The sequence below is a fragment of the Photobacterium sp. WH24 genome, assembly GCF_019204055.1.
Classification (GTDB): domain Bacteria; phylum Pseudomonadota; class Gammaproteobacteria; order Enterobacterales; family Vibrionaceae; genus Photobacterium; species Photobacterium arenosum.
The window spans coordinates 147,664-159,756 of the sequence record NZ_JAGSOZ010000011.1 but is presented as its reverse complement, the minus strand read 5'-3'; the positions used below and the strand labels follow the sequence as shown (position 1 = coordinate 159,756).

General features: G+C 43.5%; 16 protein-coding genes. 13 read left to right on the top strand and 3 right to left on the bottom strand.

Annotation, left to right across the window (positions count from 1 at the left end):
* The first annotated feature begins 387 nt into the window (after window positions 1-387).
* Entirely contained in the window at window positions 388-720 is a 333-nt protein-coding gene (locus KCG43_RS14735; RefSeq protein WP_218385840.1) for a hypothetical protein, read from the top strand.
* Between the two features lie 239 nt (window positions 721-959).
* Here the strand turns inward: KCG43_RS14735 and KCG43_RS14730 are convergent, their stop codons facing one another.
* Window positions 960-1,205, bottom strand: a complete 246-nt coding sequence (locus KCG43_RS14730; protein ID WP_218385838.1) for a hypothetical protein — start codon at window positions 1,203-1,205, stop codon at window positions 960-962.
* Window positions 1,206-1,311: 106 nt separating this feature from the next.
* Between KCG43_RS14730 and KCG43_RS14725 the strand changes: the two genes are divergently transcribed.
* The 10 genes from KCG43_RS14725 to KCG43_RS14680 all read left to right on the top strand — a co-directional run bounded on the left by KCG43_RS14725 (window position 1,312) and on the right by KCG43_RS14680 (window position 7,763).
* The gene (locus tag KCG43_RS14725) at window positions 1,312-1,626 is read left to right on the top strand and encodes a hypothetical protein (RefSeq protein ID WP_218385836.1); all 315 of its coding nucleotides are present in this window, start codon (window positions 1,312-1,314) and stop codon (window positions 1,624-1,626) included.
* A 138-nt stretch (window positions 1,627-1,764) separates the two neighbouring features.
* Complete coding sequence (locus KCG43_RS14720) at window positions 1,765-2,094, top strand: hypothetical protein (RefSeq protein WP_218385834.1); 330 nt, start codon at window positions 1,765-1,767, stop codon at window positions 2,092-2,094.
* Window positions 2,095-3,296: 1,202 nt separating this feature from the next.
* On the top strand, window positions 3,297-3,581 hold the full coding sequence (locus KCG43_RS14715; protein WP_218385831.1) for a hypothetical protein: 285 nt from the start codon (window positions 3,297-3,299) through the stop codon (window positions 3,579-3,581).
* 99 nt (window positions 3,582-3,680) lie between these two features.
* Window positions 3,681-4,256 carry a hypothetical protein gene (locus KCG43_RS14710; protein WP_218385829.1) on the top strand — a complete coding sequence of 192 codons (576 nt, stop codon included), beginning with the start codon at window positions 3,681-3,683 and terminating at the stop codon, window positions 4,254-4,256.
* A gap of 736 nt (window positions 4,257-4,992) precedes the next feature.
* The gene (locus KCG43_RS14705) at window positions 4,993-5,274 is read left to right on the top strand and encodes a barstar family protein (RefSeq protein WP_192013598.1); all 282 of its coding nucleotides are present in this window, start codon (window positions 4,993-4,995) and stop codon (window positions 5,272-5,274) included.
* An 82-nt stretch (window positions 5,275-5,356) separates the two neighbouring features.
* Window positions 5,357-5,707: an SMI1/KNR4 family protein gene (locus tag KCG43_RS14700; RefSeq protein WP_192013600.1), complete on the top strand. Its 351-nt coding sequence runs from the start codon at window positions 5,357-5,359 to the stop codon at window positions 5,705-5,707.
* Window positions 5,708-5,827: 120 nt separating this feature from the next.
* Entirely contained in the window at window positions 5,828-6,316 is a 489-nt protein-coding gene (locus tag KCG43_RS14695; RefSeq protein WP_192014513.1) for a GNAT family N-acetyltransferase, read from the top strand.
* Window positions 6,317-6,558: 242 nt separating this feature from the next.
* Window positions 6,559-6,816, top strand: coding sequence for a type II toxin-antitoxin system Phd/YefM family antitoxin (locus tag KCG43_RS14690; RefSeq protein ID WP_192013602.1), 258 nt, complete (start codon window positions 6,559-6,561; stop codon window positions 6,814-6,816).
* Entirely contained in the window at window positions 6,804-7,103 is a 300-nt protein-coding gene (locus tag KCG43_RS14685; protein WP_192013604.1) for a type II toxin-antitoxin system RelE/ParE family toxin, read from the top strand. Before KCG43_RS14690 ends, KCG43_RS14685 begins: the two co-directional genes overlap by 13 nt.
* A gap of 108 nt (window positions 7,104-7,211) precedes the next feature.
* Window positions 7,212-7,763, top strand: a complete 552-nt coding sequence (locus KCG43_RS14680) for an AAA family ATPase (protein WP_192013606.1) — start codon at window positions 7,212-7,214, stop codon at window positions 7,761-7,763.
* 407 nt (window positions 7,764-8,170) lie between these two features.
* Here KCG43_RS14680 and KCG43_RS14675 read toward each other — a convergent pair whose 3' ends face one another.
* Window positions 8,171-8,539, bottom strand: coding sequence for a hypothetical protein (locus KCG43_RS14675; RefSeq protein ID WP_218385827.1), 369 nt, complete (start codon window positions 8,537-8,539; stop codon window positions 8,171-8,173).
* Window positions 8,540-8,826: 287 nt separating this feature from the next.
* On the opposite strand from KCG43_RS14675, the gene KCG43_RS14670 reads away from it, so the two are divergent.
* On the top strand, window positions 8,827-10,047 hold the full coding sequence (locus KCG43_RS14670; protein ID WP_218385824.1) for an autotransporter outer membrane beta-barrel domain-containing protein: 1,221 nt from the start codon (window positions 8,827-8,829) through the stop codon (window positions 10,045-10,047).
* 93 nt (window positions 10,048-10,140) lie between these two features.
* Here the strand turns inward: KCG43_RS14670 and KCG43_RS14665 are convergent, their stop codons facing one another.
* The gene (locus KCG43_RS14665; RefSeq protein WP_218385822.1) at window positions 10,141-11,040 is read right to left on the bottom strand and encodes a LysR family transcriptional regulator; all 900 of its coding nucleotides are present in this window, start codon (window positions 11,038-11,040) and stop codon (window positions 10,141-10,143) included.
* A gap of 108 nt (window positions 11,041-11,148) precedes the next feature.
* Between KCG43_RS14665 and KCG43_RS14660 the strand changes: the two genes are divergently transcribed.
* Window positions 11,149-12,006 carry a TauD/TfdA family dioxygenase gene (locus tag KCG43_RS14660; RefSeq protein WP_192013615.1) on the top strand — a complete coding sequence of 286 codons (858 nt, stop codon included), beginning with the start codon at window positions 11,149-11,151 and terminating at the stop codon, window positions 12,004-12,006.
* Window positions 12,007-12,093: the final 87 nt, after the last annotated feature.

The following is a 12,093-nucleotide window of genomic DNA, read 5'->3' as shown; positions in this document are numbered from 1 at the left end:
TGGTCATCATAAGCCGCAGATAGCAAACGCCTCAAGAGAGACTGTCAACGCGTGGCGTTTCCAGTCCCAATGGCCTGAAGTGGTTAGGGCTGTTGCGATGAAGTTTGATGGTAGTGTGCTGCCAGCGCCTATAGTCGCGTGATGTGCCAGCTCAATCAGTGCATATAGTGAACGATAAAGTAGACAAATCTTGAGTGGGTAACATGTGGCAAGGCATTTAAGTGTATTAGTCTTGTAAGGAAGCACAATGACAATGGCACACAAATCTGTGGGTTAGAAAATTGTGAGTGGGCACATAACAAACAAAGGCAGCATCGCCCCTGGGGGCTGGATCTCGTTACGTTTGGCCGCTGTTGGTGTTGTTAGCGTCTTGAGGAGAAACTTCAGATGTCATCTGTATCTGAAAATGATTGGAAAGTGCTTAGTGGTCTCAAGGCGAACCTGCTCAATTCGGTATGCGAGACGATCTTTCAACGTATTGAGCAAGTATCATCTAACCGTAAAGGTCGGGAATATGAGAGCTATTTAGAGCTTTGGAAGTTGATTAGCAAAGAAGATGACGCCATCGCTGAGATGTTTAATGATCTCAAACGAAGTAATGCATTGTTTAAGATTGCAGCTTTAAAGCATTATGGCGTGTTAACTGATGAACAATTGACGCTATTTTCACCAGAAACACAAGATGAAGTAGCACGTCTTTGCGAGTACAGACGCGAATAAACTAATTTTATCGCCAGCAAAAAGGTCAACCCGCAGCGAGGTTTTCCGCGCTAAATTTGAGCGTTTGCAGGTTTTCGGGTATTGGTCACGTTGTTCTTCTGGGCTTCGCTTAAAAATTTTACAGGTTCTGGTGGGCTCGCAGTATTGCAACAGACTGGTTCAGTGTTTGATAAAAAAGCAGCTTGCTGCAGTTCAGGCTTGTCAGTCCGGCAAGCCGCGTAAGTCCGGTACATCTGCATTCAGTCTGTTAACTGGTTTTCATGCAGTGTCTCTGGCATTTGACCGAATTTCACCAGATCCCGTGTCCAGTAATGAGAAGCACCGCAGGCTTCCATCCGGATCATTGCGGGTGGCATATTGGTAAATGTCGAGAGAACCTTTGAGCGTGATATTGATTTTTGAATCAACAGCTTGCCTTGGTGATCTTCACCGTGGATACTGAAGCTATGTTTGGCTAAATCAATGCCATAGACAAATTGTGACATGGTGGCCTCCGGTAGCTACAGGATAAGACTTACCAAGTGTGGCAAAACCTGATGAGGGTGGAGTCCATGTCATGCGCTATGTTCTAATCAAGTGAGGAAATTTCATATGAAAATATTTGTGACAGTGTTTCTACTTTTTGTATCTGCTGGTGCGATAGCTTCAGGAAAGGAAGCCAGTGGAAATGTTCAGCTCTTTGCGGTTGATGGAGAAATCATCCTTCAGCTAAGCGGCAGTAATTCTAGTTGTGGGAGTCGGTATTATTTTAAACCAGACACTGATTACAACAGAGCTTTGTTATCTATGTTGTTATCAGCACAGATGTCCAATAAGCAAGTATGGGTGAATGGCTCTGGTAATTGTATTGAAACTTATCCAAAGAACCACGCATATAAACTAGAGAACATGACAATCTACAATTAAGAACACAAAAATGAATAATCCATTAGCTTCTGAAAATGAAAATGCTCCTAAGATAACTGACTATTGAATAGGTATACCCGTAATTTTTTCGGCATTTACATGGTCGGTAGCTTGGGTGTTATGCGTCAGGAGGTAAACTTGTCAGAAAAAGTGCTTTTTGCCGATTTCGTAAACACAGATTTGGTTGAGTTCAAATATAACATAGATCCTTGGGACTCACTGAATAGTTCGATTGAAATGGTTTCTCATGACAGGACAGGTCGTTTTCGAAGGTTCAAGTTTAAGAATGTATCAAACCTAATCATAGAAGACGGCTTTACTGGTTATTTAGGAGGCATGGTTATTGTAGACATTAGTTGTCGTCAATGGTCCCATGCCCAAATTGAGGTTCAAAACTTTGAGTCAGGTTCGGGAATTTGCTTTTTAGCGATGAGCTTAGAAATATCGAGTGCTGCAGAGTTCAGATAATCAAGGTGAGCCGTTACTCTAGGTGGTTTTGATGTGAAGTTCAGTGTGCTTTTTTAGTTTAGTGACTGGCTAAATCAATGCCATAGAAAAATTATGATGAGATGGCCTCCAGTGATATTGTGTTCAGACTTTCCAAATTTAGTATTGATACTGGTCCTGGAGTCATTATTACCGGAGCAATAGGTGAGTCCTTTTTGGTGCTGCTGGATATTTTGGTGCAGGCTGGGTAGCAGATTTTATTTATGAAAATTAAATTTATTGAAAGATTTTTTATTAAAAAGAAACAGCAGTTCCCTGTTGTTCCGTTAACATTGGATTTTCATCAGTCTTATCCGACAGTCACATTGTCTAACGCGTTCAATAACGGGCTTATAACCTTTTATTCCTGATAAATATTGAATGCCTGTCTCAGTTGAAGAGCATTTTGCAAATCCAGTACCCAGAGGTCAGTGTTGAGGTCTATAGAAAGACACAGGAGATAAAAGGCTCTGATTAATCAATATTTCAATTAAATTTACTGGATGATTTCGGAGGGTGTGTAGTCCATCTGATCACGAACGATCACTCAATTGTCGACGCGATTTTAGATGCCTATTTATCCCCACCAGAACCAATGATTTCATTCCCTGACATAAACCCGGATGAGTATGGGAGTTTACAGGGAGATATAGATTTTTGGTTTACTTGGCTCTGGACACCTTACTGGGAGTTTTTGACGCAAGATGAAAGGGCAAAGCTAAAGCTAACTTCTTCATGGCGGGAGTTTATAGAATTTCGGACAGAACAGGTTTGATCTGAACGGAGCGCGCGGAAGGATAGAGTGACAGTCCTGCAAATTGCAACAGCGTCATTAAGATCAATTTTGGCTCCTGTTCTGAATAGCACTACATACTTCTATGCTATGAACTTTGGCGTATGAGTGAGCTTATCCAACTCTCGTTCTAAGAAATGAGCTTTCACCGTGATGATTACAGACGAGATATTGACAAATGTCTCAAGAGTTCTGGCTATGTTATTGTTTTTTGGATCAACACCTTGCCTTGATTATCTTCGCCGTGGATACTGACGCTATGTTTGGCTAAATCAATGCTATAGACAGAATGTGTCATGGTGGCCTCCGGTAACTTCGTAGTCAGACTTACCAAGTGTGGCAAAGCCTGATGAGTAGGAGTCCATGTCATTCGTTGTATGTCAGAGAAAATATGAGTAAACCTCCAGAAAAAATAGACGGCGCAAAGGTTCTTGAGTGGGCTTGGTCAGGCGATCAGCCTTTTGGAGTGATTTGTTTTGAGTCAGGTGAAGTTGCTTATGAAATATTTGGTATCGCAATTTGTAAGTATAGTGATTCAGATGTTATCTATCGTTTTAGCTGCGGCTCTAACTGGGAGACTGAGCAAGATTCAGATTATCAATCTGTGGATGAGGCAAAAGAAAAAATTCCTGAACAGTACCAAAATGTAAAAGCACGCTGGCAAAAACATGAGTAACTATATAACAAGCAAAGGCAGCATCGCCCTGCGGGCTGGGCGTGCTAACGCGCACCACTGCTTTGGACGGTATGCAAATAGAGCAAATAGAGAAAGTAGATGAAACTTGAAGAACAAATTGAAAAGCTGTCTGAGATAGGTTTGGTTTTAAATGAGGGTGTTTCTATTGATGATCTTCTCATATCGTTCTCTAGAGACGAGTATGAAAGCACTCCATTCGATTTAATTCTATTTGTCTATGGTATTGAGATTGAAGAAGAACCCTGGGGTCGTTTCATTTGTGATAAAGCATGGAATTTTGATGTTGAAGCGATTGAAGATAACGGTTCTTACATTAATATTGTTAAGCAGTTCCATCGTATAAGCGGAAGGTCAAAATGCATTGAAAGGTTGGCCGATCTTGTGGATGTTGAGAAATCGCACGCAGAGTTACATTATGAAATCGATGGTGTAGAAAGAAAATTCGAACCTGTCGTAGACAATGACTGGGCTGATGCTGGTGTTGTTGAGGCCATAATGAACGACCTAAAAGAGCCAGGATATGACTTTTACCCAAAAGGTAATGGTCAAGCGAGTATTTGGTTTTATCTTTCAGAACGACAAGCTCTGGAACTAAACAAAATTGCAAATAACGTTTTTGGTTTAAATCGTAATCCATGGTGGAAGGTGTGGTAGTGGTAATTACCTAGCCAAGAACAAGGCTCATGGCTATCAGACGTTTTGCATATATCAACCAAACTGCCACAGTATGGTATTTAACTGCAACTTAGCAAAGTATTAGTTTTTATATGAGATGTACAACTTGCCAAAAATTGAAGACTTTTGAATGTGTTGGGTTTACTACACATGATGATTTTGTGAAGGCTCATGCACAAATTGAAGCAATGAAAGTGTCTGGTGAACTTAAACCATTTGGCTTATATGATTTTCAGTGCGTTTCATGCCTTGCTCGTTGGGAACTGGCTTTCCCTGATAATGCAAATAGAGGATTTTTAAGAGTGATCTCAGGGAGATCACAAAAAATTGAATTGCTTAGAAGGAAATATAAAAACTGATAAATAAGGATATGTGTCTCGTCACCGGCACTTTATCCGGGTGTTGGACAAGTCCAAAGAGGCATGATTAAGGAAATAACTTCAGTGGGTTACATGAATGTGCTGAAAGATATCACGCACTTAGATGCCATGACCTTTGGCAAATGCCGAGAGAAATATTGAGCGTGATATTGTTCTGCGGATCAACAGCTTGCCTTGGTGATCTTCACCGTGGATACTGAAGCTATGTTTGGCTAAATCAATGCCATAGACAAATGCGACTTGGTGGCCTCCGGTAATTTCGTAGTCAGACTTACCAAGTGTGGCAAAGCCTGACGAGGGAGAGCTATGTTATTCGTTATGTTTCAGGATGCATCATGGAGATAATTGTAGACTGGAAGAAAGTCGAGAGAGAAGAAGATTTCTACAACATTTTTCTCATTCAAGTAAAAGCGCCAGAGTGGCACGGTAGAAACCTTGACGCTCTTGCAGATAGCGTGGTTACTGGGGGTATAAACTCCATAGAACCTCCATATACGATCCATAGTATCAACTCAGGTAGTGTTCCTGGATATTTGGCTGAATTTCAGCAAAAAGTTCTTTCCATCTTCAATGAAGGTGTGGCAGAAAACAGAGGTATTAGAATTGTCCCAGAGTAAAAACATAACAAGCAAAGGCAGCATCGCCCAACGGGCTGGACGGGATAACGCGCACAGCTGCTTTGGGCGTTAAGAGGTAACCATGATTCCTGCATATTGGCGTAGTTTTATTTCTGTTAATGACATAATTGGTTGTGACTTTGAAGTGTCGGAAGAAGACGACTTGTCTCAGCTTGGTGCTGATATGAGAATCATGAGCATTGAGCAATGCATATCCGAAGCAACTGAATGCTATCCAGGAATCGTAGCGTTAAAAGAGGGTTATGTACCGGTTGCGATGTGTTTAGCGGGTAGTGGTGATTATTACTATATAAAAACCACCGAAGGCGAAAACGGATCGCTTTACCGTGTTTATCATGACGCGGTTGATGGAAACCATATTGCAAGCAGCGGTATTGAAAAGGTACTTAATCGCTATGTCTCCTTGCTCTAAATTCGGTCTGTTTATTGGCATTGATGACTTGATCCTAATGACACGATGCGGTTACGGTTCTTCATTCATTAAAAGGCGCTAAACATGCCCGCCGCATTCTCAGAGCATCACAGATAAGGAATATTGGTGAAACTAAAGCAAGTGAGTAAGGAATACTGTCTCGATCTCCTCTCAATTTTTATTGAGCTTGAAAAGTATTATTTCGGGGATAAAGCTGCGTCAGAGAGTGAATTGGTTAACTACTTAAGCCAGCAAGTGTTTTCTGAGCACTCTGGTGTGAAAGTGGTTGCGGCCTTTGATAACGATAAGGTTGTTGGATTCGCGACCTATGCGATGATGTTTCCCGCCCCAAAACTCTCTGGCCAGATGTATATGAAAGACCTGTTTGTTTCTGCTTCAGCGCGGGGTAAAGGTGTTGGTTTGACGTTGATGAGGCACTTGGCTTCAATTGCAGTGAGCCATGATTGTCAGCGTCTGGATTGGACTGCAGAGCGTACGAATCCGACAGCAGGCAAATTCTATGTATCTATTGGGGCCAGTTTGGTCCAGGAGAAAGAGTATTTCCGTTTTGAAGGCAAAGCGTTACGTGACTTTGCACAGTCTTTATAACAACCGGCTTCGCGGGATTGTGAAACTGTGGCATTTTCAGGATATGATTTATTAATATGCTATACAAATCATACCTTTAAATAGGTTTCGTCATGACGGGTTCCTCTAATTTCAGTATCAGGCTTGGCTGTTTTGGCAAAGACTGCTGAGGGCAGGGCATGTCATTCATCCGCCAGTATGGAGCTTGCTATACTCTAAGTGATAGAATAGTATCACTTTTGCTTTTTCTTGGAGTGGTTCGAATGAAAGTAGAACTGGTGACATCACTGAAGCGTCAAGCGACTAAGATCCTTGCTGATCTTCATGAAACAAAAGAGCCAGTGCTGATTACTGAGCACGGTAAGCCGTCAGCTTATCTCGTTGATGTTGATGATTATGAATTTATGCAAAATCGTTTAGCAATCCTTGAAGGGATCGCTCGTGGTGAGCGCGCATTAGCGGACGGTAAGACTGTGAGTCATGAAGGAGCGAAGGACAGAATGTCAAAATGGCTGAAATAATCTGGACGGAACCAGCGTTATCTGATCTTAACGAGATTGCTGAATATATAGCCCTTGAAAATACTGATGCTGCCAAAGAACTTGTTCAAACCATTTTTGCAAAAGTTGGACGCCTGGAAACCTTCCCGGAATCAGGACGTGTACCGCCTGAACTGGATTATTTAAATTACCGTGAAGTTGTGATTAATCCCTGCCGCATTTTTTACAAGTATGAGGCTGAAAAAGTGTATATCTTGTTTGTCATGCGAGTAGAAAGAGACTTACGCCGTTTCTTATTAAGAAAGTAATATCAGGAAGGAAACTGTATTGACTAGGCTGTCAGGATTACTCTGCTGGTTGACAGAGCCTGATGTGGGAGGAATCCATGTCATCTGTTAGCCGTTTTGGGAGGTTTTTTGAATAATCGGGTCGTTTTTACGGGTGGTCCTGGCTCAGGGAAAACCTCAGTGATCAAGTTTTTAGAGCAATTGGGATACCCAAGTGCGACAGAAGTTGGCCGTAAAGTTATTCAAACACAGGTTGAGCGGAATGGGGGCGCTTTACCCTGGAAAGATAAAGTGGCATTTCGTGATGCAATGGTTCTTGAAGAACTGAACAACTACAAAGTAAACGATAATACAGTTTTGACCTTCTTTGATCGGAGTATCATCGATTCATATGGTTATAGTCAGCTTGAACAAATAGCCGTTTCAGAGCTCTTGTTAAGAAGTTGTCGCGAACTGACTTATCACAAAAATGTGTTTATTTTCCCACCTTTGGAAACAATCTATAAAAATGATATCGAGCGTAAACAAGATTTTAATGAAGCGGTTGCGACATATCATGAAATGGTGAACGCATACAAAAAGTTCGGTTATGAACTGATTGAGGTTCCAAAGCTTTCTATTCGAGAAAGGGCTGAATTTATCCTTGAGGTTTGTTCTCATAGCGTTCAGAAGCCAATTTGAGTCTGGTGTTCATCTTTGTGTCATTTTGGCACGCAAACGACCAAAACTTCATGCTTCAATTAATTAAATTGAATCTGAGAGATTCGGCACAAGATATTTAAATAGTGTCTACCTAACAACGAGTTAGAAATACAATTTTTTGAAAAACGAGGGGAAAATTCAGGACGAATTTTCAGGTTGTCGGCGCCGGGAGCGCCTACAACCGTCCCGGGCCACACCACAGAACAAAAAGGGGCTTTCTGGGCACTCTTTGGCCCAACAAAGAGTGTCTGGCGCGCGTCACACAATGCTGAGAGATACACCAAACTCAAGCGCGACATACATTCAGCTTTACCGGAAATCGCTTATTTATCGTCTGCGCCAAATTGACGTAATCCCCAACCCCAGAGAAAAACTCAGATCAAACCTCAAGCCGCCGGCACGGCCGGCGCTTTCAGATCCAGCGTTTCTAACGGGTTAGGGCAATACTGCCGGGTCTTCTCCATCACCTGTTTTTGCAAGGCTTTATCAGCCTCGATCTCAGGGTACTGTTTCCTGAGATCTTCCATGCACGTCTGCGTGGCTTCCATCATCTTAGTGAGCTCGTCTTTGGAATTCATCAGGCTGGAAAGGTCATTACCTTTATCTGTTTTCACCGCCTGTAACGCTTTCTCAAGTTCGGCATAGGGCTGGGCGAGGCAGCCGCAGACATCTTTTGCGGCCTGGTCCAGATCATCGGCCTGAACAGGAAAAGCCGTCAGGGAGGCGATAAACAAGGGGGCTATCAGGAATTTCATCTCTACCTCCTGGCATGTCCATAAAAAAAGAAAAAGTTTGGTGCTATGCATCAGGTACAGTGTCAGAAAAGTAAATAGCCTGACTTCAACGAGTTGCTCAAGGATCCTGTATCCATTACATACTGAGGCGTAATACTTCGAATCGCAAAAAAATCGTAGTGTTATTTTTGAGACGCTGCTCAAAATTTCACCTCCCTATACTCAAGAGGAAAGCACTTGTGACGATGTATTAGATACGTCTAATGAAGGCGTACGGATAACATAAAGCGTGTAGTTTAGGGGGCTGTATGAAGAGCGCACATCGGTGTCGCGGTGTCGGGTTGTCTGTCGTGGTTGTGGCAGTCACTTTACCATCACTTGCATGGGCAGACAGCGATAAATTCAGCTTTGTCAGTTCTGTATCTGATGAGGTGATCGACTCTTTATCGTCAATGGCCAGCGACGTCAGAGTAGATAAACGCAGTAAGAAAGAATCCCTTCACCCAGCCGCCAGTCTCAATACTTCATCTTTTGCTTTATATCCCGGTGATGTCAGTACACGAACAAGCAGTGTCAGGGAAGATAACCGTCTTCGCACATTCAGTTCTTCATACTTTGGCAGTGATTACGCTAATTCATCCTATTTCGAAAATTCGCAGAGCGGTTTGGGCACCTATATGCGAGTCGATCGCTCGCAGCCGCAGCTTCATTTCAAATCGTCGCCGGTTGATCGCACTGTGCCTGTTAGTGATGGTTACTCATTGACCATGGGCGGTGACTATCTGCTGAATAATAATTACCTGTTTGGTTTAGCGCTGGGTATGCCGTCGTACCGAACATCCGGTACTGAAAATGAAAGCAGCAGTGGCGTTGAAGGCTTAGTGGCATCTGGCTATTTCAGCTATTTTGAGAACGAGTGGTTTCTCGATTTTTCCGCCAGCTATGCACTGATAGACAAAGACATGAAACGTCAGGTCAATATGTATACCGATCCTGTGGTCAGCAGCATGGATGATGCCGATTCTGACGTGTGGGTATTTACTCTGGGCGGCGGCTATGTGGTTGACTATCCCTATGCGACCATTGCATTAGAAAGTTCGGTGCAGTACACCTTGTCCGATCAGGACAGGTACAACGAAAGGTTGTCGAAAGGCAATTCAAACTATGTGATTTCACAGGTTGATGATGTCAATAACCTGGAAGGGACCACCTTTATTACTGGTGCATCGATTTCAAAACCCTTCCGAACCAGCTTAGGGCTGTTCCAGCCTTATGTGAAAAGCTATCTGCATTATGACTATCAGTTCGATTCAGAGCGTATTATCAGCCAGTTTAAATCTGCCTACAGCAGCAGTAATTTGCCTGTGATTACTCAGTCGGACGATCAATTTTACGGTCGGTTTCACGCCGGTGTGTCTGGTGCATTTAATGACAAATGGATCGGCTACGCTGAAGCGAGTACGCTGGTTGGGTTAAATGATATGAACCCCACTTTATACAGCATGGGCGTGATTATCCCGTTTAAATAAACTGGGATCTTCAGCTTCGCTGAAAACTGTTTCATCCTCCGGGTATTCTTGTCACCTGCAGGCTATCGCATTGATAGTCGTATCGGTTTCGCGCTACCAACTTTCAGGCAGATGGGTGCTCAGGTAATCGAGGAACAGACTGAGTTTACGGGATCGCTTACTTTTCTCCGCCGATACCAATGCTACGATATTGGCTTTAGGTAACTGATAGTCAGTCAGCACCGGGGCCAGCAGACCGGCATCAATTTCCTTCCTGACATCCCATTCAGAACGCTGAATAATTCCGTAGCCATCCAGAGCCCATTGCTTGGCAACCTGACCGACATTGCAGGATAACTTGGGTTCGATCCGAATACTGATAGTTTGCTTCGACGGAAGATTGAATTTCCACATGGTGACATCTTCGTCATTCTCTTTCAGTGCAATACACGAATGATGGTGAAGGTCTTCCGGTGTTTTCAGCGGTGGCGCGGAAGCCAGGTAACCGGGCGACGCGAGAAGAAAGCGTTTGTTCTCAACCAGGTGAATACATCGCAGCGATGAATCTTTTAGTCGCCCGATATAGATCATGACATCCGGCTTGATAGGGTGCGACCAGCTCGGTTTGTCGGTGAGCGTTAAATCAATAATCAGATTGGGGTACTGATTCTGAAACCTGGCGATGAGTGGCGCAATGTGGGTTGTGCCAAATCCCAGCGGGGCAAGGACATTCAGTCTGCCTTCGATCATTGACTGGTTCGACAGGAGATCATTTTGTAGTGCTTCGAGTGCCAGCAGTATCTCTCTGCCTTCTCGGGCAAGCTTTTTTCCTTCCTGCGTCAGCTTGGTGGTTCTCAGATTTCTGTCTACCAAAGTGACGGACATTTTCCGCTCTAATCCCTGTAGACGCTGGGTGACACTGGGTGGTGTCACATTGAGTTTTCTGGCGGCAGCCGCCAGAGAGGGACTGTCTGCAATCACACTGAAAAATTCAATATCCTGAGAATTTATCATTAATCTCTATCTTAATATGGCAATAAATAATGATTAATTTAACTTAATATGCAACCTTGTTACAACTATGTCCGCTCCTTCTAACTGATTAAGAGTGGAATAATTACAATGACTCGTCTTGACGCAACAATTGCTTCATTGGCTAGTGAAGCTAAGCCCCTGGCTCCAAGCTTTGGTTTGGAGTTTACCAACAAGCAACTCGCTACTTTAGTATCAGAGCAGTTCGACGAACTGTACTCGACATTGGTCCGGCATAAGTTACTCATTTTTCGCAAGCAGGACACATCGTCTCAGCAGCTGATGCAGATTGCGGAGCAGCTTGGTAACGTGCAACGCTATCCATTTTCGAGCGGCATTGAAGGCTTCCCGGAAATTGTCGAAATCCGTAAAGAGCCGGATCAGAAAAATGTGTTCAGTGGTGTATGGCATATCGACTCCACTTATCTGGAATCTCCGCCCGATTTCACTCTGCTGGCGGCTAAACAGACACCGGAAGTTGGCGGAGATACGGTATTTTCAGATTCTCAGAAAGCGTTTGCTGCTTTGTCGGAAGGGATGCAGAAATTTCTGCTGTCGGAAAAAGCGGAATTCATTTCAAATAAAATTCAGGAAGCCGGTAATAAAGCCCCGCATCTGGTGAATTTTACAGATATCGCAATGGCTAATACCTTCTTTAGTGCCTCACATTTTGCTGCCAAGCGACATGAAGAATCAGGGATCCCTGGGATCTACGTGAACGCTGAGCACACCAGCCGCTTTACGTCTATGTCAGCAGAAGAGAGTGCGCCTATCCTGGAATATCTCTTTAGCCATATTACCCGTGATGAGTTCACGGCCAGAGTGCGGTGGGAAAACGATACGATTGTATTGTGGGATAACCGTGGCCTTCAGCACCATGCCGTGAACGACTATTACGGCCAGTTGCGTGTGATGCACCGTATTATTGTCCGTTCGGCAATGCGTTAAACAACATACATGTACAGCGCCCGACAATTTGTTGCAGCGCTGTACATGTGGTTGATGAATGAAGTAGTTGAAAAAGAAAGGAAAAAA